The sequence below is a fragment of the Pseudacidovorax sp. 1753 genome, assembly GCF_040544975.1.
Lineage (GTDB): Bacteria > Pseudomonadota > Gammaproteobacteria > Burkholderiales > Burkholderiaceae_C > Xenophilus.
In genome coordinates, this window is the sequence record NZ_JBEPKY010000008.1 from 137,340 (window position 1) to 157,792 (window position 20,453).

The window sequence follows — 20,453 nt, forward strand, 5'->3', positions numbered from 1 at the left end:
GTGCGGCGCCGGGGGGAAAGGGCGCAACCCCGGTGCTACACTCCCGCGCTGTCTTTGCCGGAGCAGGCGAGACAGCCTCCAGGCCCTCCGCGGGCCGCCAGGCGGGTGTAGTTCAATGGCAGAACGGCAGCTTCCCAAGCTTCATACGAGGGTTCGATTCCCTTCACCCGCTCCACTCCCCTCAGGTCTTCTCCATCCCGCCGCCACGATGCGGCAGCCAAGCCGCCGCTTGCATCACGCCGCGGCTTCCGCGAGGTCCAGCTTCCGCTTTTCCGCGATGGACTTGCGGACGGTGCTCCAGATGGTCCAGACGAGCATGAGCGCGGTCACCGCCAGCAGGCTGGCGCTGATGGGCCGTTCGATGAACACCATGGGATCGCCGCGGGACAGCAGCATCGTGCGCCGCAGGTTTTCTTCCAGCATCGGGCCCAGGATGTAGCCCAGCAGGAGAGGTGCGGGCTCGAACTTCAGAACCATCAACGCGTAGCCCATCACCCCGAGCACGGCCACCATGTAGATGTCGAATTCGTTGCTGTTGACGCTGTAGACGCCCAACGCCACGAACACGAGGATCGCCGGATACATCCACGCGAAGGGAATTCGCAGCAACGCGACCCAGATGCCGATGGTGGGCAGGTTGAGGATCACCAGCATGATGTTGCCGATCGCGAAACTCACCACCAGGCCCCAGAAGAGCGCGGGCTGCTCGCTGATCAGCAAGGGCCCCGGCTGGATGCCGTGAATGATCAGGGCGCCCAGCATCACCGCCATGACGGCGTCGCCGGGAATGCCCAGTGAAAGCGAAGGCACGAACGCGGTCTGCGCCGCGGCGTTGTTCGCCGATTCGGGGGCGCTGATGCCGGCGATGGCGCCCTTGCCGAATTTGCGAGCGTCGCGTGCCACCCGCTTTTCGATGGCATAGGACATGAATGCCGCGATCGAAGGGCCGACCCCGGGAAGCGCACCCAGGGCGGAACCGAGGGCGGAGCCGCGCAGCATGGGCGCGACGCTTTCACGGAACTCGGCGCGCGAGGGAACCATGGACCGCATCGTGACGGGCTCGGGCTTGCGTTCCATGTCGGGGGAATTGATGCATCGCACCACCTCGGCGACGCCGAACAGTCCCATGGCCAGCGCCACAAGGTTGATGCCGTCGGTGAGTTCGATGATGCCGAAGTCGAAGCGCGAGACGCCCGAATTCACGTCCGTCCCCACCATGCCGAGCAGGAGGCCCAGCACCACCATGGCCAGGCCCTTGGCCGCCGATCCGATGCTCATGGAAGAAGCCGCCACCAGCCCGAGCACCATCATGGAAAAGAATTCGGCGGGGCCGAATTTCAATCCGATTTCGGCAATGGCCGGCGAAAAAAGCACCAGCAATACCAGCCCGGTCATGGCGCCCACCAGCGAGGCGATGGTCGTGATGAACAAGGCCAGGCCGGCGCGCCCTTTCTGCGCCATGGGATAACCGTCCAGGCAGGTCACCGCCGAAGAGGGCGTGCCGGGAAGATTGAGCAGAATGGCCGCCGTCGAGCCCCCGTATTGCGCGCCGTAATAGACGCCCGCCAGCATGATGATGGCGGCGGTCGGTTCAATATGGTAGGTAATGGGCAGCAGGAGCGAAATGGCCGCCAGTGCGCCGATGCCCGGCAGCACGCCGACGACGGTGCCCAGCAATACGCCGAAAAAGCAATACGCCAGCGTCATTGGCTCCATGGCAACCTGGAGCCCGAGAAGAAGATTGTTTGCGAGATCCATGACGCTGCTTCACCAGGGGAACGTGCGAACGTTCATCTGCAGACCGAACACGAAGATCCCCACAGTCAATGCAGACACCGCGGCGGAGATCACCAGTTTCTGTCGCACCGAGGTGCGCGCCGGCACCAGGGCCACCATCGAGGCCGCAAAAGCGGCGACCAGCACGCCTGCGGCCTGCAGGAGTGCGGCGAACAGGACGAGGCAGGCGGTGGCAGTGGCCAGGTTCCGCCATTGCACCTTGATGGGGTTGCCCTGCCGCCACCAGGCCGGCAGCGCCACCAGCAGGCCAAGCACGGCCAGCAGCCAGCCCAGCACGATGGGGAAATACCCCGGGCCCATGCGGGCGGCCGTTCCCATGGTGTAGCGGCTGGCGTACAGGCCAAAAAATACGCCGACGACCGTCAGTGCAATACCGCCGATCAGGTCGTGCGTGTCTCTGTGTTTCATGAATTTCCTTGTCTCCGCCATTGCAACCGCACAATGCCGGCCCCCGCGGGGTGGTCGGGAAATGGTAGGGGGGAAAGCCACGCCACCGCGTGACCGGAGCATTGCGATTCGGTAATGTTGTTGCGGCTTCTGAAAATTGGGTCGGAGGCGCGGAATCGAATAAAAGATGGAACAGCGGAATTTATTCCGCAATTCTGCAGCGCGCTGCGAGGTCTTTTTTTAAAAGGCGGCGGGCTCCGTCCGCGCACTGGATCAGCAACCCGACGTCGTCGGTCGCACACCGACATCGTGCTGCGCAAGCAACTGGGCGACCACGCTGGCGCCCATGTGGTCGTCGGGGTCCAGCAGGCGCAGGTGGTCCAGCCGTTCGGCGGCCTGGGCCGGCTCGCCGCGCCGCAATAGGATGAAGGCCTGGGCCTTGAGCGTGAACAGCCAGAGGCGCGCGGCTCCGGGTTGCAGGAAGTCCGTCATGCCGGGCCGCACCTGCCGCCAGTCGGAGGGCAGGCCGGCGACCTCGGCGGCGGCGACCAGCCCGCGCTCTGCGGCGCGCAGTGCCTGCGCCAGTTCGCCCTGGCTGGCGTGCAGCTTGTAGAGCAGGTAGTAGACCGGCAACGCCTGCGGCGAGGCCAGCACGGCGGTCCAGAGCGCCACGGCCGCTTCCTCGCGCGGCTTGCTGCGCGCTTCGTCCACCAGGTGCCGCACGGCTGGCGGCACCTCGCCGCCGAAGAAGGCGTCGGCCTCCTCGCCGGTGAAGAGATTCACCAGACCGCCTCGGCGGCGCGCAGCCGTTCGACAGGCTCGCCCTTTTCGAGGTGGCTGTCGAAGATCTCCTGCACGTCCTCCGGCGTCACGCGGCTGTAGAGCACGGCCTCGGGGTAGACCAGCACGTTCACGCCCTGGTCGCAGGGGCCGATGCAGCCGGAATAGGTGATGGCCACCTTCTCGTAGGCCTGGCGCTTCTGCAGTTCGGCCCAGAAGGCCTGCAGCACGGCGGTCGAGCCCTTGGCGCCGCAGGAGCCGCGCGGGTGCTGCGGCGGGCGGTTCTGGGTGCAGACGAAGACATGTCGTTCGGGGCGGGCCATGCGGGCCTCCTGGTCGTGGGCGTGGGACAGTGAAGGGCGCGGCCGCGCCGACGTGGCCGCGCGGGCGGTGCTCAGGCAGTCGCGATGTGCGCGATCCAGCGCTGCAACTCGCAGACGTGGCCGGCCTCTTCGCTGGCGAACTCATGGGCCATGCGCACGACCTCGGGGTCGCGGGCGGCGTCGGCCACGCCCTCGTAGAAGGCAGTGCCGGCGCGTTCGCCCTCGAGCGCGATCTCCAGCGCGGCCGGCACGTCGATCAGGCCGTCGATGCCGTGCCAGCTGGCGGCCTCGGGGCTGTCGCCACCCGGCCACTGGAAGTCGGCCGGCGCCAGCACGGGCAGCTCGCGGAAGCCGCCGCGCTCCATGGCCTCGTTCAGGTGCAGGCGCGAGAAGTGCGCCATGCGCTCGAAGAGCTTGCGCACCTCGTCGTTGCCGGCGGTGCGCATCACCTGGGCCAGGTCCTCGTAGCGGCGCGCGGCGTCGCGCTCCAGCGTGATGGCGTGGACCAGGAAGGTCTCGATGTCGTCGATCATCAGCCGAACTTGAAGAGGATGCCGTGGCCGCCGCGGGGATATTCCCACTCCACGTTGGCGTGCTCGCTGCAGATGATCCGGCAGCTGCCGCATTCGAGGCAGCCGTCGGTGATCAGCGTCACCCGCCCATTGCCCTCGGCCTTGTAGCAGGAGGCCGGGCACACGAAGGTGCAGCTCTGCGAGCGGCACTCGTTGGTGCAGACATCGCTGTCCTTGATGCGGATGTGCGGGCGGCCCGCATCGACGCGGTAGCGGTTCTGGAAGAGCTTCTCTTCCACATTGACGGCAATGGCGTTCATCGGAAGGCTCTCCAGAGTTTGTAGGCGTCGCCCATCAGGCCGCTCCAGCGGCGGGTCTTGCGGAAGCTGGCGAAGATCTCGCGCTCCTTGGTCTTCTTGTCCACCCCGTCCACGGTGATCATGGTGCGGGCGGCCTGCGCGACAAGATCGGGGTAGGTGGTGAAGAACTGCGGGTTCCTGTGCAGCACGCCGGGCATGTCGCGGTACTTGTGCAGGTCCTTCATCACGAAGGACTCGTCCAGCGCGGTCTTGTAGGCCTTCAGGCGGTCGGCCCGGTAGCCCTGGCCTGCGGCCTTGGCGGCGATCACGGTCTCGGCGGCAAGCCGGCCAGTGGTCATGGCCAGGTTGGAGCCCTCGCGGTGCGCCGCGTTGACGAAGCCGCCCGAGTCGCCCACGATCATCCAGCCGTTGCCGTAGACCTGCGGGATGGCGTGGAAGCCGCCCTCGGGAATGAGGTGCGCGCAGTACTCCTTCATTTCGCCGCCCTCGATCAGCGGGGCGATGGCGGGGTGGCGCTTCATCTGCTCCAGCAGCACGTAGGGGCTGGTGCGGCTGGGGTTGGCCTTGAAGTCGCCCAGCATGCAGCCCACGCCGATGGTCAGCGACTCCTTGTTGGTGTAGAGGAAGCCGGTGCCCATCATGCCGTCGGTGATGCGGCCGACCATCTCGATGACCACGCCAGACTCCTCGCCGATGTTGAAGCGCTGGCGGATGGTCTCTTCGGGCATGAAGAGGATCTCCTTGACCGCCAGGGCCACGTTGCCGGCCTGGATCTCGCCATGGAAGCCCGCCTTGCGCGCCAGCGTGGAGTTGACGCCGTCGGCCAGGATCACCACGTCGGCATACACGTCCCCGGCCTCGCGGTCGCACTGCACGCCCACCACCTGGTCGCCGTCCATGATGAGCTGCTGGACGGTGGTCTCGCAGATCAGCAGGGCGCCGGCCTCGCGCACCTTCGCGCTGAACCACTTGTCGAACTGCGCACGGATGATGGTGTAGCGGTTGTAGGGCGGCTTGTCGTAGTCGCTGCTGCGCACATGCGTGCCGACGAAGCTGGTGTCGTCCAGCACCCACAGGCGCTGTTCGATGATGTGGCGCTCCAGCGGCGCGTCCTCGCGGAAGTCGGGAATGATCTGTTCCAGCGCATTGGCGTACAGGATGGCACCCTGCACGTTCTTGCTGCCGGGGTATTCCCCGCGCTCGATCTGCAGCACCTTCAGGCCGGCCTTGGCCAGCGTGTAGGCGGCTGCGTTGCCGGACGGGCCGGCACCGACGACGATGGCGTCGAACTGGGATGGCTTTCTCATGGGGCGTGCTCCTCGGGGTGTCAGGCGACCAGGCGCCGACGCTTGCCCAGGTGCTCGGCGAAGGCGGCCGTGAGCGCGGGCAGCACCTGCAGCGCGTTGCCCACGATGCCGTAGTGCGCAAAGTCGAAGATGGGCGCGTTGGGGTCGGTGTTGATGGCGACGATCACGTCCGAGCTTTCCATGCCCACCCGGTGCTGGATGGCGCCGGAGATGCCCGCCGCGATGTAGAGCTTGGGCCGCACCGTCTTGCCGGTCTGGCCCACCTGGCGGTCGGCCTCCACCCAGCCGGCCTGCACGCAGGGGCGGGTGGCGCCCACCTCGCCGCCGAGCACACGGGCCAGCTCGAACACGAGCTTGAAGTTCTCGGGGTTCTTCAGGCCCTTGCCGCCGCTGACGATGACGTCGGCATAGGGCAGGTTGATCTGGTTGCTGGTCGCATCGGGCAGGAAGTCCAGCAGCTTGGTGACGATGCTGCTCTCGACCATGCCCAGCGTTTCCTGCACCACCTCGCCGCTGCGGCCTTCCTCGGCACGCGGCATGGCCATCACGCGCGGGCGCACGGTGGCCATCTGCGGCCGGTAGGCCAGCGTCATGATCGTGCACAGCAGCGAGCCGCCGAAAGTGGGCCGCGTGGCCGCCAGCGCGCGCGAGGTCGGGTCGATGTTCAGCTCGGTGCAGTCCGCCGTCAGGCCGGTCAGCAGCGTGGTGGCCACCGAGCCCGCCAGGTCGCGGCCCATGGAAGTGGCACCCAGCAGCAGGATCTCGGGCTGGTACTTGTTGACCAGGTCCGTCAGGCCCTTGGTGAAGGGCTCGTTGCGGTAGCCCAGCAGCACCGGGTCGTGGACGATGTAGGCCTTGTCGGCGCCGTAGCCGAAGGCCTCGGCGGCGAAGGCTTCCAGCTTCTCGTCGGGACCGCCCAGGATGGCGACGCCCACGCTGCTGCCCAGCTTGTCGGCGAGCTTGCGGGCTTCGCCCAGCAGCTCCCACGAGACGCTGTGCACATGGCCGCGGTCGTGCTCGATGAACACCCAGACGCCCTTGTAGGCCTTCAGGTGCTCGGGCAGCTCCAGGTTGCGGCCGCGCCCGGCGGGGCGCTTGGCGGCAGGCGTGGCGGGGGTGGCGGCGGCGTTCATGCGTCTTCCTTCATCGCGAGGTCGGCTTCCAGTGTGGGATGCCGGGTGAAGATCTTCTGCAGCAGGTTCAGCGAGACGTCGCGCAGGCTGGAGTCCTCCAGCGCCAGCATCTCGGCCTTCTCGCTGCGCGGCGTCGGGCCGAAGACCTTGCTGACCACGGTGGGCGAGCCCTTGAGGCCGATCTTGTCGAGGTCCTCGATGCCGGCCTGCTCCTTGTTCCACTTGCGCACCGGGTAGCCGGCGGCGTGGATCATGGCCGGCAGCGAGGCGAAACGCAGCTCGTTGGTGTTCTCCAGCATGGTGATCAGGCAGGGCAGGGCGGTGCGCAGCTGCTGCACGCCGCCTTCGGCCCGGCGCTCGACGGTGATGGTGCGGCCGTCCAGGTCGGTCTCGACGATGCGCGAGACATAGGTCAGCAGCTGCAGGCCCATCCGCTTGGCGATGCCGGGGCCCACCTGGGCCGTGTCGCCGTCGATGGTCTGCTTGCCGGTGAAGACGATGTCCACCGCCTGCTCGCGGCCGATCTGCCGGATGCCGGCCGCCAGCGCGTACGAGGTGGCCAGCGTGTCGGCACCGGCGAAGGCGCGGTCGGTGACCAGCACCGCGTCATCGGCCCCGTAGCTGATGCACTTGCGCAGCGCCTCTTCGGCCTGCGGCGGGCCCATGCACAGCACGGTGACCTTGCCGCCGAACCGGTCCTTGAGCCGCAGCGCCTCTTCGAGCGAGAACAGGTCGTAGGGGTTGACGATGGCCGGCACCCCCTGGCGCATGATGGTGTTGGTCACCGGATGGACGCGGATCTGCGCCGAGTCCGGCACCTGCTTGATGCAGACGACGATGTGCATGTCGGACCTCCGCGCCTCAGGCCGCCGCCCGCATGGGCAGCGTGCGCTTGAGGCTTTCGAGCGTGACGTGCTGCTTGCCGTCCACGTCCTGGAAGACCTTGAACACCTTCTCCTGCGCGGGCGTGGAGCTGACGAAGTCGCCGTACGCGCGCTGCAGCAGTGCCCGGTAGGCAGTGAACATCTGCAGCTCGTCGGACGGGTCCAGCGACTGCGCCTGCCGGATGTACTGGAAGAAGCGCTTGAGGATGTGCAGCCGGCTCACGTTGACGACCTTCTGTTCGAAGGGCACGCCGAAGAACTGCAGGAAGTCCTCGGCCGACGAGAGGGCCTTGAGTTGCTGGAGGAAGTTTTCCATGGCTGCTTATGCCTCGCAGGCGGGTTGGGATTGGGGGGCGGCACACACGGCGTCGCAGTCGTGGCAGGCGGCGTCGTCGGTGCCGAGGCCGCGCTCGCGCTCGAGCTGGGCCACGCGGTCGAGCAGGCAGGCGATGGCCTTGCCCACGGGGTCGGGGATGAGGTGATGGTCCAGGTCGAAGCCGTGGCGCGGCCGGCGTCCGCGCGCCACCACGCGGCCGGGGATGCCCACCACCGTGGCATCCGCGGGCACCGGCTCGATGACCACCGAGTTGGCCGCGATGCGCGCCCGGTCGCCGATGGCGATGGGTCCCAGCACCTTGGCGCCAGCACCCACGATCACGCCGCTGCCCACCGTGGGATGCCGCTTGCCCGGCGAGCCGCTGGTGCCGCCCAGCGTGACGCCGTGATAGAGCGTGACGTCGTCGCCGATCTCGGCCGTCTCGCCGATCACGACGCCGCAGCCATGGTCGATGAAGAAGCGCTGGCCGATGCGCGCGCCGGGATGGATGTCCACCTGCGTGAACCAGCGCGCCGCGAAGGAGATCCAGCGCGGCAGGTAGCGGCAGCCGCGGCGCCACAGCGCATGCGCGATGCGGTGCAGGGCAATGGCCTGCACGCCGGGGTAGATCGTCCACACCTCCAGCAGGCTGCGTGCCGCCGGATCGCGCTGCAGCACGCAACGCACGTCCCCGCGCAGCAGCGCGAACCACGAAGCCGGCACGGCTTCGGCCGGCGAAGCAGTCAGGGCGTTGGCGCTGGGTGGCATGGCGGGCTCCTCGTGTCGGTCGTTCGTCATGCGGCCAGCACGCCGGCACCGCCCTGCTGGGAGGCGCGCAGGAAGGCGTGCAGCTCGTCCTGCGTGGGCGCGCGCTTGGCCTGCACCGCATGGTGGCGGATGCGTGCCAGCAGGCGGCGCGTCAGCCCGTCGTCGTCCAGGGCCACACCCAGCGCGCGGTAGGCGTTGCGCACGGCCTGCGAGCCCGAATGCTTGCCCAGCACCGTGCGCCGTTCGCGGCCCACCTCGGCGGGGTCGAAGGCCTCGTAGGTGGCCGCGTTCTTCAGCAGCCCGTCCACATGGATGCCGGACTCGTGGGTGAACACGGCCTCGCCCACGATGCTCTTGTTGAAGGCCACGCGCCGGCCCGAGGCCTGCTCCACCAGCTGCGAAATGCCGACGAGCTGGCGCGTGTCCACGCCGGTCTCGCCCTGCTGCAGGTGGCGGGCGGCCATCACCACCTCTTCGAGCGCGGCATTGCCTGCCCGCTCGCCCAGTCCGTTGACGGTGGTGCTGGCGTGGGTGGCACCGGCGCGCAGCGCGGCCAGGGTGTTGGCCGTGGCCAGGCCCAGGTCGTTGTGGGCATGGATCTCGATCTCCATCGCATCGCCCACCGCCGCGCGCAGGTGGGCGATGGCCGCGTGCGTGGAGAAGGGGTCGAGCACACCCAGCGTGTCGGCATAGCGCACGCGGCGCGCGCCGTGGTCGCGGGCCTGGCTGGCGGCGGCAGCCAGGAAGGCGGGGTCGGCGCGCGAGGCGTCCTCGGCACCGAAGGAGATGCTGCGGCCCGTGCTCGCGGCCGCGCCGATGATGCGGCCGATCTCCTGCAGCACCCAGTCGCGCGAGCGGTCCAGCTTGTGCTGCAGCTGGATGTCCGACACCGAGATCGACAGGTGCACGATGTCGGCATCGCAGCGCAGCGCGGCGGCGAGGTCGGCCTCGGTTAGGCGGCCCCACACCATCAGGGTGGCGGGGCGGGCCTGCGCCGCGATGGCGTTGATGCAGGCGATCTCGTCCTCGCCCATGATGGGAATGCCGATCTCCATCTCGGGCACGCCGGCCGCGGCCAGCGCATGCGCGATGGCGCACTTCTCCTGCACCGTGAAGGCGACGCCGGCGGTCTGCTCGCCGTCGCGCAGGGTGGTGTCGTTGATGACGGGGGGATGTGGCATGTCGTGGGTCCTTGCGGGTGTCATCGCAAAGCGCGTGCCATGCGGAGATAGGCTGCACAGTGCGGTTTTGTCGCGATGGCTGCGACGACGAGGACTCTTTGCCTGTCGAGAATGTGCTGTTTCGGACAGGAAGCGGGTCCGTTCATGCCTTGCCAGTTTTCCATGGCGCCGCGCGCCATCCGCATGGCATGAAGCCGGTGCGGCGCCAGGTTCGAATGGCCGCGGAGCAGGCCATGCCATGGCACCCGAGGAACTGGCTCTGCCAGGCCTCGGGCTGCGCCACCCTCCAAGCCGAAGGCGTCAGAGAGAGGGGAGCCGCGAAGCGGCATGGGGGTGCCTTTTCACTTCAGCGCCGTGCGCGCATCGCATGAAACCGGTGCGGCGCCAGGATCGAATGGCCGCGGAGCAGGCCATACCAGGGCACCCGAGGAACTGGCTCTGCCAGGCCTCGGGGTGCGCCACCCTCCCAGCCGAAGGCGCCAGAGAGGGGGGAGCCGCGAAGCGGCATGGGGGTGCCTTTTCACTTCAGCGCCGCGCGCGCATCGCATGAAACCGGTGCAGCGCCAGGATCGAATGGCCGCGGAGCAGGCCATACCAGGGCACCCGAGGAACTGGCTCTGCCAGGCCTCTGGGTGCGCCCCCCTCCAAGCCGAAGGCGCCAGAGAGGGGGGAGCCGCGAAGCGGCATGGGGGGTGCTTCTCTATTTCTCCCGCGCGTGGTTGCGCGTATGCCGTGGCAGCTCGATGGTCACGTCTGCATCCCGCAGCTTCACGCAGCAGGCCAGGCGCGACTGCGCCTCGACGCCCCAGGCGTTGTCGAGCTGGTCGTTCTCTTCGTCGTCCGGCGGCGCCAGCGACGCAGCGCCTTCGCGCACATAGACGTGGCAGGTGGCGCAGGCTGCCACCATCTCGCAGGCATGCTCGATGGCGACGCCGGCCGACAGCAGGCCTTCGCACAGCGAGGCGCCGCGCTTGAGTTCGAGGATCCGGCCCTCGGGGCACAGATCGGGATGGGGCAGGACGCGGACCTGGGGCATGGCAGAAGGCTTTTGAGGGATCAGGCCAGCGTGTCCAGCGCACGGCCCGCCAGCGCGCGCTGGATCGACGCGTTCATGCGCTGGGCCGCAAAGGATTCGGTCGCGGCCGACAGGGCTGTGGATGCGGCCTTGAGCTCGGCCACGGCGGCCTGCGTCTCCAGCGCATCGGCCACCGTGAACATGGCCTGCCGGATCGCCGCCAGCTCGGCCGGCGACAGCAGCGCCGCATCCTGCGCCAGGGCCGATTCCGTCGCGTCGAGCAGGCGGCGTGCATCCACCTGCGCCTCGCGCAGCATGCGCAGCTGCATGTCGGCCTGCGAGGCGCCGATGGCCTCCTGCAGCATGCCGGCGATCTGCGCGTCGGCCAGGCCGTAGGTGGGCTTGACCTCCACATGCGCCTCGACGCCCGTGGTCAGTTCGCGCGCGCTCACCGACAGCAGGCCGTCGGCATCGATCTGGAAGGTGACGCGGATGCGTGCCGCGCCCGCGGCGGCCGGGGGAATGCCGTGCAGCGTGAAGCGCGCCAGCGAGCGGCAGTCGGCCACCGATTCGCGCTCGCCCTGCACCACATGCACGGCCATCGCGGTCTGGCCGTCCTTGAAGGTGGTGAACTCCTGCGCCCGCGCAGACGGCAGGGTGGTGTTGCGGGGAATGACCTTTTCCACCAGCCCGCCCATGGTCTCCAGGCCCAGCGACAGCGGGCACACGTCCAGCAGCAGCCATTCGTCGCCGCGGCCGTTGCCCGCCAGCGCGTCGGCCTGCAGGGCGGCGCCCAGGGCCACGACCTGGTCGGGGTCGATGCTGCACAGCGGCTCATGGCCGAAGTGCTGGCGCACGGCCTCGCGCACCAGCGGCATGCGGGTGGAGCCGCCGACGAGCACCACGCCGCTGAGCTCCTGCGCGCCGAGCCGCGCATCGCGCAGGGCGCGCCGGCACGCCGTCAGCGTGCGGGCGATGAGCGGCTGGCCCAGTTCGGCGAGGTGTGCATGCGTGAGCCGGGCCTGCCAGCGGCGGCCATCCTGCACAGCCAGGACCATGTCGGTCTCGGGTGTGTCGCTCAGCGCCTCCTTGGCGCGGCGCGCTTCTGCCAGCAATGCGCGCTGCGCGGCGGGCGGCAGCGCCGAGAGGCCGCCGAGCCCGTGCTCGCCGCAGAACCACTCGGCAATGGCGCGGTCGAAGTCGTCCCCGCCCAGGGCAGAGTCGCCGCCGGTGGCCAGCACCTCGAACACGCCGCGCGACAGGTGCAGCACCGAGATGTCGAAGGTGCCGCCGCCCAGGTCGTAGATGGCGAAGGTGCCTTCGCTGCCCTCGTCCAGTCCGTAGGCGATGGCGGCGGCCGTGGGCTCGTTCAGCAGGCGCAGCACATTGAGGCCGGCCAGCCGGGCGGCGTCCTTGGTGGCCTGACGCTGGGCGTCGTCGAAGTACGCGGGCACGGTGATCACCACGCCGGCCAGCGGGCCGCCCAGCGTGAACTCGGCCCGCTCGCGCAGGGCCGTGAGGATCTCGGCCGACACCTGCACCGGCGAGCGTTCGCCGGCCACGGTCGCCAGGCCCACCATGCCCGGGCCGTCGACGAAGTCGTAGGGCAGCCCGGCGGCCTCGGGCAGGTCGGCCAGCCGCCGCCCCATGAAGCGCTTGACCGACACGATGGTGTTGCGCGGATCCTCGGCCTGCTGATCCCGCGCCTCGTGCCCCAGCGCCAGTCCGCCCCCGGGCAGGTAGCGCACCACCGAAGGCAGCAGCAGCCGCCCCTCCTCGTCGGACAGGCAGCGCGCCTGCGCGCTCTGCACCGTGGCGATCAGCGAATGGGTGGTGCCCAGATCGATGCCCGCCGCCAGCCGATGCTGGTGCGGCGCGGCGCTCTGGCCGGGTTCGGAAATCTGAAGGAGGGCCATGTCAATGTCTTCGGATGCTGCGCGCCACCAACGGCGCATGAAACTGCCTCACCGCCACAGATCAAAAGGCCGCGGAGCAGGCCACGCGGGAGCACCCGCGGAACTGGCTTTGCCAGGCCGCTGGGTGCGCCCCCCCTCCAAGCCGAAGGCGCCAGAGAGGGGGGGAGCCGCGAAGCGGCATGGGGGGGAGCCCCTCTAGACCGCGAAGCTCTCGCCGCAACCGCAATTGGCCTTGGCGTTCGGGTTGTTGAACTTGAAGCCCTCGTTCAGGCCTTCGCGCACGAAGTCCAGCTCGGTGCCGTCCAGCATGGCCAGGCTGCGTGCGTCGATGACCACGTTCACGCCCTCGCTCTCGAAGCACTGGTCGTCCTCGTTGAGCCGGTCGACGAACTCCAGGGCATAGGCATAGCCCGAGCAGCCGCTGGTCTTGACGGCCAGGCGCAGGCCGATGCCGCCACCGCGCTTGACCAGGGAGCGGGCCACATGCCGTGCGGCGGAGGGGGTCAGGGAGACGGTCATCGCCGGGGCCTCCCGCTCAGACGGAGAAGGACGAGCCGCAGCCGCAGGTGCTCTGGGCGTTGGGGTTGTGGATCACGAAGCGCGAGCCTTCCAGCCCCTCCTCGTAGTCCACCTGGGCGCCCAGCAGGTACTGCTGGCTCATCGCGTCCACCACCAGGGCCACACCCTCGGTGACCACGGTGGTGTCGTCCTCGGCCACCTGGTCGTCGAAGGCGAAGCCGTACTGGAAGCCCGAGCAGCCGCCGCCCGTGACGTACAGGCGCAGCTTCAGGGCCGGGTTGCCTTCCTCTTCGATCAGCGAGGCCACCTTGGCGGCGGCGCGGGACGTGAATTCGAGCAGGGCGGGCATGGCGATCGGTTCGATCGCAGGATTGAGGGCGATGGCTTCGGACATCGGGTGCTCCTTGGAGATGGGCGGAAAGAGGGGGGAATCAGTGGCTGCCGGTGCTGGCGCAGGCGGGCTGCTCGGCCAGCACCTGGGCCTCGGCCGTGGCGGCCTGGCGCGTGGCCTGGCGGGCGCGGAAGTCGGCCACGGCGGCCTTGATGGCGTCCTCGGCCAGGATCGAGCAGTGGATCTTGACCGGCGGCAGCGCCAGCTCTTCGGCGATCTGCGCGTTCTTGATGGCCAGCGCCTCGTCCAGCGTGCGGCCGCGCACCCACTCGGTCACCAGCGAGCTGGAGGCGATGGCCGAGCCGCAGCCGTAGGTCTTGAACTTGGCGTCCTCGATCACGCCCTCGGCATTCACGCGGATCTGCAGGCGCATCACGTCGCCGCAGGCGGGCGCGCCCACCATGCCAGTGCCGACGTTCTCGTCGCCGGCCTCGAAGGCGCCGACGTTGCGGGGGTTCTCGTAGTGGTCGATGACCTTGTCGCTGTATGCCATGAAGCCTTGCTCCGTGTCGAAGGTTGGAAGAAGAGGGATCGGGGCCGGCCGCTGCTCAGTGCTCGGCCCACTGGATGGAATCGAGGTCCACGCCGGCCTGCACCAGGTCCCACAGCGGGCTCATGGCGCGCAGGCGTTGCACCACCTCGCGCACCTGGGCGATGGTGGCGTCGATGTCGGCCTCGGTGGTGAAGCGGCCGATGGAGAAGCGCACCGAGCTGTGGGCCAGCTCGTCGCTGCGGCCCATGGCGCGCAGGACGTAGCTGGGCTCCAGGCTGGCGGAGGTGCAGGCCGAGCCCGAGGACACGGCCACGCCCTTGATGCCCATCAGCAGCGATTCGCCTTCGACGTAGTTGAAGCTCACGTTGAGGTAGCCGGGCGCGCGCCGCTCGGCGTGGCCGTTCAGCGCCACGGCCTCCAGCGTGCACAGCCCGTTCCACAGCCGCTCGCGCAGGCGCAGGATGCGGGCGTTGTCGGCGGCCATCTGTTCGCGCGCCAGCCAGAAGGCTTCGCCCATGCCCACGATCTGGTGCACGGGCAGGGTGCCCGAGCGCATGCCGCGCTCGTGGCCGCCGCCGTGCATCTGGGCGTCGAGCCGCACGCGCGGCTTGCGGCGCACGTACAGCGCGCCGATGCCCTTGGGGCCGTAGAGCTTGTGGGCCGACAGCGACATCAGGTCCACCGGCCATTGCGCCAGGTCGATGGCGATCTTGCCGGCGGCCTGCGCGGCGTCGACGTGGAAGAACACCCCGCGCTCGCGGCACAGCGTGCCCAGCGCCTCGATGTCCTGCACCACGCCGGTCTCGTTGTTGACGGCCATGACCGAGGCCAGCAGCGTGTCGGGCCGCAGCGCGGCGGCGAAGCGCTCCAGGTCCACCAGGCCGTCGGCGTCGACCGGTAGCACCGTCACTTCATAACCCTCGCGCTCCAGCTCGCGCATGCTGTCGAGCACGGCCTTGTGCTCGGTGGCCACGGTCACCAGGTGGCGGCCCTTGCCGGCGTAGAAGTGGGCGACGCCCTTGATGGCGAGGTTGTTGGACTCGGTGGCGCCGGAGGTCCACACGATCTCACGCGGGTCGGCATTGACCAGGGCGCACACCTGTTCGCGGGCCAGCTCCACCGCCTCCTCGGCGGCCCAGCCGTAGGCGTGCGAGCGGCTGGCGGGGTTGCCGTAGATCTCGCTGAGGTAGGGCAGCATGCGCGTGGCCACGCGGCGGTCCACCGGCGTGGTGGCGGCGTAGTCCAGGTAGATGGGGCGCGCGGGGCGGGCGGTGGCTGTGTCGCGGGGCAGGTCGGACATGGCGGGCTCCTGGTGGGCTAGACGCCACTGCTTCTGCAACATCGGTGCCACACCCGAATCGCTCGAAAGCCCACTCCCGATGGGGTCCGCGCGCGTTTTTTTGTTGGATTTGTGAGCGGGATCAAGGTATGCCGCGGTGGGGCATGTCCTGTTTGTCGCGAATGTCCGGCCGGCGCCGCGACGGTGCATTCGGGGCTGTCACAGCGTTGACGAATAGGTATGTTTCTTGCGAAGAAGCCGACAAAGCCGACGTGCCTGCACCGGCCTGTGCCGGGGGCACCCGGCGGGTGGTGCGGGCGGCGGAAAGCGAGGTTCCCCATGATGGTGATTGCACGTTCCAAGGAAGCCCAGACTCGTCGCGAGCTGGATGCGGTCTACGAGGTCAGCAAGACGCTGTCGGCCTCGCTCGACGTGGGCAAGACCTTCCGCGAGGCGCTCAACTACCTGCTGCACGCCTTCGACTGGCGCCGCGCCTTCGTGGTGCTCGGTGAGTCGGGCGGGCCGCTGCGGGGGCTGTGCTCGGCCGGGCTGTCGCAGGAGGAGCGGCAGCGCCTGGTGTTCCGCGTGGGCGAGGGTATCGTGGGTCGCGTGTTCGCCAGCGGGGTGCCGGCCATCGTGCCCGACGTGCATGCGGAGCCGCTGTTCCTCAACCGCACGGGCGGCGGCGACGGGCTCGACAGCATCGCCATGCTGGCCATGCCCATCCGCGCCGACCGCCGCACGCTGGGCGTGGTGGCCATGCAGTGCGTCAACAACGGGGGCACACGCGTGTTCGCCGAAGACCTGCAGCTGCTGCGTATGGTGGCCACGCTGATGGGCCAGGCGCTGCTTCTGCAGCGCAGTGTGGCCGCCGGCCACGACAGCATGCAGGACGAGGTGCGTCGCATCCAGAAGGCGCTCAAGCCGCAGCACCGCATCGACCATGTGGTGGGCGTGTCGGCGCCGATCCAGTCGGTGTTCGAACAGGTGCACCAGGTGGCGCCCGCTCGCACCACGGTGCTGCTGCGCGGCGAGAGCGGCACGGGCAAGGAGGTGATCGCGCGTGCCATCCACAGCCTGTCGCCGCGGAGCGAGGCGCCCTTCGTCTGCGTCAACTGTGCGGCGCTGACCGAGTCGCTGCTGGAGAGCGAGCTCTTCGGCCACGAGAAGGGCTCCTTCACCGGCGCCCAGGGCCAGCGCAAGGGCCGCTTCGAGATGGCGCATGGCGGCACGCTCTTCCTCGACGAGATCGGCGACATCTCGGCCTCGTTCCAGGCCAAGCTGCTGCGGGTGCTGCAGGAGCGGCAGTTCGAGCGCGTGGGCGGCGGCACGCCGGTGAAGGTGGACGTGCGGCTGATCCTGGCGACCAACCGCAATCTCGAGCGCATGGTGCAGGCCGGCGAGTTCCGCGCCGACCTGTACTACCGCATCAACGTGGTGAGCATCCAGCTGCCGCCGCTGCGGGAGCGGCGCGAGGACATCCCGGCGATGGCGCAGCATTTCCTGGACCGATTCAACCGCGAGAACGGCCGGCGCATGCGCTTCGACCCGGGTGCCATGCGGGTGCTGAGCAGCTGCTACTGGCCGGGCAATGTGCGCGAGCTGGAGAACTGCGTGGAGCGCACGGCGACGATGACCCATGCCGAGGTGATCAGCGACCTGGCCTTCCCCTGCCAGGGCAACCGTTGCCTGACGCAGGTACTGCACCACATCGAGCGTGAGGACGCGGTGCGGCCTGGGCGGCCGGTGGACATCCCGATCACCGAGGTCCCGGGCCTGCCGCCGAAGCCGGCGCTGCCGCCGCAGCCGGTGCTGCCGGCCGAGCCGGCGGCGGCTGCGCCCTCGGCCCCGATGCCGGCTGAGGCCGCGGCGGCGGGTCCGTCAGGGCTCAGCGACAAGCCCGAGGGCGAGCATGCGCGCCTGATCTGGGCCATGGAGCATTGCGGATGGGTCCAGGCCAAGGCGGCGCGGCTGCTCAAGATCACGCCGCGCCAAATGGGCTATGCGCTGCGCAAGCATGGGATCGAGGTGAGGAAGTTCTGAGCGGCTCGGGCCGTGGCGCAACGTCTTGCACTGGTGCGGACTCTCGACTCTGACGCGTGAGGCTTGTTGGTAGCGGCCGTAGTGGTGGTGCTGGCCGTGGGCCGTGGACGAAGCGCCCGGCCTGGGGTGTGCGGCCTGGGCGCCCAGCGGCCGCGTCCCTCGCTGAACGCTCGGGCAACCTGCGGTGCTCGCCGGATGAGCGCATGGCGTAACTCGCTACGCGCTTACGCGCTCCGCTCAAACAAACGCCATGAGTCAGTCACAACCGGCCCGCGGGGGCCGCGGGCCTCGCTCATCCGGCTGCGCTCCTCGGCGCGTCCACAGGGCGCCCAGGCCGCACACCCCAGGCCGGGCTTGTGGGGAGGTGACCGTCACGTCCGCTCTTGGCAGTCACCCGCGTTCGTCGTTGGCTCCTCAGCTCAAGGCCGCAGAAGCCAGAACAGCGGCATCAGCAATGGCATAGCGAACGCACGGGCCCGGCCGCGCCACAGGCAGACGCACACGCACAGAGTCGTATGCAGGTGCAGGTGCAGGTGCAGGTGCAGGTGCAGGTGCAGGTGCGGGGGTAGGGGTAGGGGGTAGAGGTGGGCGTGGGGGCGGTGGCGCAGTGCGCGACTGCGGTCGCTGACCCGCGAGCAGTGTTGTGTGGCGGCCATGTCTCTCGAGCGGGCGGTAATGGGCGAAGGTCATGCCAAACCCCAAGCCTGGCTGGCCCCGGCGCCCAGGGCGGCCCCTCAGGCTGCGCCGAGGAGCGCAGCCGGATGAGCGAGGCCCGCGGCCCCCGCGGGCCGGTTGTGACTGACTCATGGCGTTTGTTTGAGCGGAGCGCGCCAGCGCGCAGCGAGTTACGCCATGCGCTCATCCGGCGAGCACCGCAGGTTGCCCGAGCGTTCAGCGAGGGACGCAGCATGTGGGGCCGCCCTGGGCGCCGGGGTCAGCCAGGCGCCCGTCCAGCGTCAACGGTAAAGGCCGCGACCCAAGCCAGCCAGACGCTCGTCAGGCGTCAACGGTCGAACCACACACGCAAGCAACCAACACCCCTTTGTCGCAACGCCAACACACCCAACGCGACACACATCGAGCCCTGTCGCAACCCCGCCAGACAAACGCTCCAAAACCAACGCGAAACCGCGTGAAACCCAACGCTGGAGCGCCACAACCGCGTGGCATGTTTTTGGCAGTAGAGACCCCGTACGCGGCCAAGTCGGGCCGCCATCCCGCGAGGTCCATCCATGCAGCAAGCCAGCCCAGCCAGCACCATGCCCGCCACCACCTACGTCGGCATCGGGCAGATCAAGCCACTCGGCGCCAAGTTCGAACTGCCCGATGCGGGCGGGGGCTGCGGCACCCACGGGGGCGAAGGAAAGGCCAGCTGCGGCTCTTCGGGCGGGCCGGACGACATGCCTGCCGAGATCTGGGACAAGGTCAAGAACCATCCCTGCTATTCCGAAGAGGCCCACCACCACTATGCCCGCATGCACGTGGCCGTGGCGCCCGCCTGCAACATCCAGTGCAACTACTGCAATCGCAAGTACGACTGCAGCAACGAGAGCCGCCCCGGCGTCGTCAGCCAGAAGCTCACGCCCGACCAGGCCGTCAAGAAGGTGCTGGCCGTCGCCAGCGAGATCCCGCAGATGACCGTGCTGGGCATCGCCGGCCCCGGCGACAGCCTGGCCAACCCGGCCAAGACCTTCGACACCATGCGCATGCTCCATGAGCAGGCGCCCGACATCAAGCTGTGCCTGTCCACCAACGGCCTGGCCCTGCCCGAGCAGGTGGACGAGATCGTCAAGTACAACATCGACCACGTCACCATCACCATCAACATGGTGGACCCGGCGGTGGGCGAGAAGATCTACCCCTGGATCTTCTGGAAGCACAGGCGCGTCACCGGCTACGAGGCCGCGAAGATCCTGCACGAGCAGCAGATGAAGGGCCTGGAGATGCTCACCGCCCGCGGCGTGCTCACCAAGATCAACTCGGTGCTCATCCCCGGCATCAACGACGAGCACCTGATCGAGGTCAACCGCGAGGTGAAGAAGCGCGGTGCCTTCCTGCACAACATCATGCCGCTGATCTCCGAGCCCGAGCACGGCACCGTGTTCGGCCTCACCGGCCAGCGCGGCCCCACGGCCCAGGAACTCAAGGCCGTGCAGGACGCCTGCGCCGGCGGCGCCAACCTCATGCGCCACTGCCGCCAGTGCCGCGCCGACGCGGTGGGCCTGCTGGGCGAGGACCGCAGCGAGGAATTCACCCTCGACAAGATCGAGGAGATGGAGGTCGTGTACGACCTCGACCGCCGCCGCGCCTACCAGGAGAAGGTGGAAACCGAGCGCCAGGCCCAGCACGATGCCAAGCAGGAAGCCCTCGCCGAGGCCGCCAACCTGGGCGTGGCCGACGACCTGAAGGTGCTCGTGGCCGTGGCCACCAAGGGTGGCGGTCGCGTCAACGAGCACTTCGGTCATGTGACCGAGTTCCAGATCTTCGAGGTCAGCCGCAGCGAGGCCCTGTTCGTCGGCCACCGCCGGGTGGACCTGTACTGCCAGGGCGGCTTCGGCGACGACGAGCAGCTGCCGTCGGTGGTGCGCGCCATCAACGACTGCCATGCCGTGCTGGTCGCCAAGATCGGCGCCTGCCCCAAGGACGAGCTGTCGGCCGCCGGCATCGAGCCGGTGGATCAGTACGTCGGCGAGTTCATCGAGAAGGCGGCGCTGGCCTGGTTCAACGACTACCGCGCCCGCATCGCCAGCGGCGCGCTGGTGCACCAGGACCGCGGCGACGCCGCCATCCGTCAGGGTGCCTACACCGCGGCGCAGGCCGCCTGAGCGAGGCGCCGCACGCCGCTTCATCCACCCCCCCACTAGCTAGCAATCCACGAGGAAAGCCATGTCGCTGAAGATCATCGCCTCCACCTGCACCGGCTGCTCCGCCTGCGAGCCCGAATGCCCCAACGTCGCCATCCGCGAGAAGGGCGGCATCTTCGTCATCGACCCCAAGAAGTGCACCGAGTGCGAGGGCCACTACGACGAGCCGCAGTGCATCGCCGTGTGCCCCGTGGACGGCTGCATAACGAAGGCTTAACCCCCCAG

The 20,453-nt window shown here is 68.9% G+C and carries 21 protein-coding genes and 1 tRNA gene; 4 read left to right on the forward strand and 18 right to left on the reverse strand.

The window, feature by feature from the left end; translation table 11 throughout:
- The first annotated feature begins 101 nt into the window (after positions 1–101).
- Positions 102–175, forward strand: a tRNA-Gly gene (locus ABIC63_RS11715).
- 59 nt (positions 176–234) lie between these two features.
- Here ABIC63_RS11715 and ABIC63_RS11720 read toward each other — a convergent pair.
- The 18 genes from ABIC63_RS11720 to ABIC63_RS11805 all read right to left on the reverse strand — a co-directional run bounded on the left by ABIC63_RS11720 (position 235) and on the right by ABIC63_RS11805 (position 15,342).
- Positions 235–1,758 carry a tripartite tricarboxylate transporter permease gene (locus tag ABIC63_RS11720; protein ID WP_354319879.1) on the reverse strand — a complete coding sequence of 508 codons (1,524 nt, stop codon included), beginning with the start codon at positions 1,756–1,758 and terminating at the stop codon, positions 235–237.
- 9 nt (positions 1,759–1,767) lie between these two features.
- Positions 1,768–2,205, reverse strand: coding sequence for a tripartite tricarboxylate transporter TctB family protein (locus ABIC63_RS11725; protein ID WP_294368817.1), 438 nt, complete (start codon positions 2,203–2,205; stop codon positions 1,768–1,770).
- A gap of 252 nt (positions 2,206–2,457) precedes the next feature.
- Positions 2,458–2,967: a hypothetical protein gene (locus ABIC63_RS11730; RefSeq protein WP_354319880.1), complete on the reverse strand. Its 510-nt coding sequence runs from the start codon at positions 2,965–2,967 to the stop codon at positions 2,458–2,460.
- Positions 2,964–3,287 carry a (2Fe-2S) ferredoxin domain-containing protein gene (locus ABIC63_RS11735; protein WP_294368812.1) on the reverse strand — a complete coding sequence of 108 codons (324 nt, stop codon included), beginning with the start codon at positions 3,285–3,287 and terminating at the stop codon, positions 2,964–2,966. The genes ABIC63_RS11730 and ABIC63_RS11735 overlap by 4 nt, the downstream gene beginning before the upstream one ends.
- A gap of 71 nt (positions 3,288–3,358) precedes the next feature.
- Entirely contained in the window at positions 3,359–3,820 is a 462-nt protein-coding gene (locus tag ABIC63_RS11740; RefSeq protein WP_294368810.1) for a ferritin-like domain-containing protein, read from the reverse strand.
- Positions 3,820–4,119, reverse strand: coding sequence for a ferredoxin family protein (locus tag ABIC63_RS11745; RefSeq protein ID WP_294368807.1), 300 nt, complete (start codon positions 4,117–4,119; stop codon positions 3,820–3,822). The genes ABIC63_RS11740 and ABIC63_RS11745 overlap by 1 nt, the downstream gene beginning before the upstream one ends.
- The gene (locus ABIC63_RS11750) at positions 4,116–5,426 is read right to left on the reverse strand and encodes an FAD-dependent monooxygenase (RefSeq protein WP_354319881.1); all 1,311 of its coding nucleotides are present in this window, start codon (positions 5,424–5,426) and stop codon (positions 4,116–4,118) included. Before ABIC63_RS11750 ends, ABIC63_RS11745 begins: the two co-directional genes overlap by 4 nt.
- A gap of 20 nt (positions 5,427–5,446) precedes the next feature.
- Positions 5,447–6,559 (reverse strand): electron transfer flavoprotein subunit alpha/FixB family protein, encoded by a 1,113-nt coding sequence (locus tag ABIC63_RS11755; protein ID WP_114803494.1) that lies wholly within the window; start codon positions 6,557–6,559, stop codon positions 5,447–5,449.
- Entirely contained in the window at positions 6,556–7,404 is an 849-nt protein-coding gene (locus tag ABIC63_RS11760; RefSeq protein WP_114803495.1) for an electron transfer flavoprotein subunit beta/FixA family protein, read from the reverse strand. Before ABIC63_RS11760 ends, ABIC63_RS11755 begins: the two co-directional genes overlap by 4 nt.
- A 16-nt stretch (positions 7,405–7,420) precedes the next feature.
- Positions 7,421–7,759 (reverse strand): nitrogenase stabilizing/protective protein NifW, encoded by a 339-nt coding sequence (gene nifW / locus ABIC63_RS11765; RefSeq protein ID WP_354319882.1) that lies wholly within the window; start codon positions 7,757–7,759, stop codon positions 7,421–7,423.
- A 6-nt stretch (positions 7,760–7,765) separates the two neighbouring features.
- Positions 7,766–8,527: a serine O-acetyltransferase gene (gene cysE, locus ABIC63_RS11770; protein WP_354319883.1), complete on the reverse strand. Its 762-nt coding sequence runs from the start codon at positions 8,525–8,527 to the stop codon at positions 7,766–7,768.
- Between the two features lie 26 nt (positions 8,528–8,553).
- Positions 8,554–9,708, reverse strand: a complete 1,155-nt coding sequence (gene nifV / locus ABIC63_RS11775) for a homocitrate synthase (RefSeq protein ID WP_354319884.1) — start codon at positions 9,706–9,708, stop codon at positions 8,554–8,556.
- Positions 9,709–10,408: 700 nt separating this feature from the next.
- Complete coding sequence (gene fdx, locus ABIC63_RS11780; RefSeq protein WP_354319885.1) at positions 10,409–10,744, reverse strand: ISC system 2Fe-2S type ferredoxin; 336 nt, start codon at positions 10,742–10,744, stop codon at positions 10,409–10,411.
- A 20-nt stretch (positions 10,745–10,764) separates the two neighbouring features.
- Complete coding sequence (hscA, locus tag ABIC63_RS11785) at positions 10,765–12,639, reverse strand: Fe-S protein assembly chaperone HscA (RefSeq protein ID WP_354319886.1); 1,875 nt, start codon at positions 12,637–12,639, stop codon at positions 10,765–10,767.
- 195 nt (positions 12,640–12,834) lie between these two features.
- Positions 12,835–13,158, reverse strand: a complete 324-nt coding sequence (iscA, locus tag ABIC63_RS11790) for an iron-sulfur cluster assembly protein IscA (RefSeq protein WP_294368780.1) — start codon at positions 13,156–13,158, stop codon at positions 12,835–12,837.
- A gap of 16 nt (positions 13,159–13,174) precedes the next feature.
- Positions 13,175–13,552, reverse strand: a complete 378-nt coding sequence (gene erpA / locus ABIC63_RS11795; protein ID WP_294368778.1) for an iron-sulfur cluster insertion protein ErpA — start codon at positions 13,550–13,552, stop codon at positions 13,175–13,177.
- A gap of 37 nt (positions 13,553–13,589) precedes the next feature.
- Entirely contained in the window at positions 13,590–14,042 is a 453-nt protein-coding gene (gene iscU / locus ABIC63_RS11800) for a Fe-S cluster assembly scaffold IscU (protein WP_294368776.1), read from the reverse strand.
- 55 nt (positions 14,043–14,097) lie between these two features.
- Positions 14,098–15,342, reverse strand: coding sequence for an IscS subfamily cysteine desulfurase (locus ABIC63_RS11805; RefSeq protein WP_354319887.1), 1,245 nt, complete (start codon positions 15,340–15,342; stop codon positions 14,098–14,100).
- Positions 15,343–15,660: 318 nt separating this feature from the next.
- On the opposite strand from ABIC63_RS11805, the gene nifA reads away from it, so the two are divergent.
- The 3 genes from nifA to ABIC63_RS11820 all read left to right on the forward strand — a co-directional run bounded on the left by nifA (position 15,661) and on the right by ABIC63_RS11820 (position 20,445).
- The gene (gene nifA, locus ABIC63_RS11810) at positions 15,661–17,364 is read left to right on the forward strand and encodes a nif-specific transcriptional activator NifA (protein ID WP_354319888.1); all 1,704 of its coding nucleotides are present in this window, start codon (positions 15,661–15,663) and stop codon (positions 17,362–17,364) included.
- A 1,232-nt stretch (positions 17,365–18,596) separates the two neighbouring features.
- Positions 18,597–20,189, forward strand: coding sequence for a nitrogenase cofactor biosynthesis protein NifB (gene nifB / locus ABIC63_RS11815; RefSeq protein WP_354319889.1), 1,593 nt, complete (start codon positions 18,597–18,599; stop codon positions 20,187–20,189).
- A gap of 61 nt (positions 20,190–20,250) precedes the next feature.
- On the forward strand, positions 20,251–20,445 hold the full coding sequence (locus ABIC63_RS11820; RefSeq protein WP_294368764.1) for a 4Fe-4S binding protein: 195 nt from the start codon (positions 20,251–20,253) through the stop codon (positions 20,443–20,445).
- The last annotated feature ends 8 nt before the right edge of the window (positions 20,446–20,453 follow it).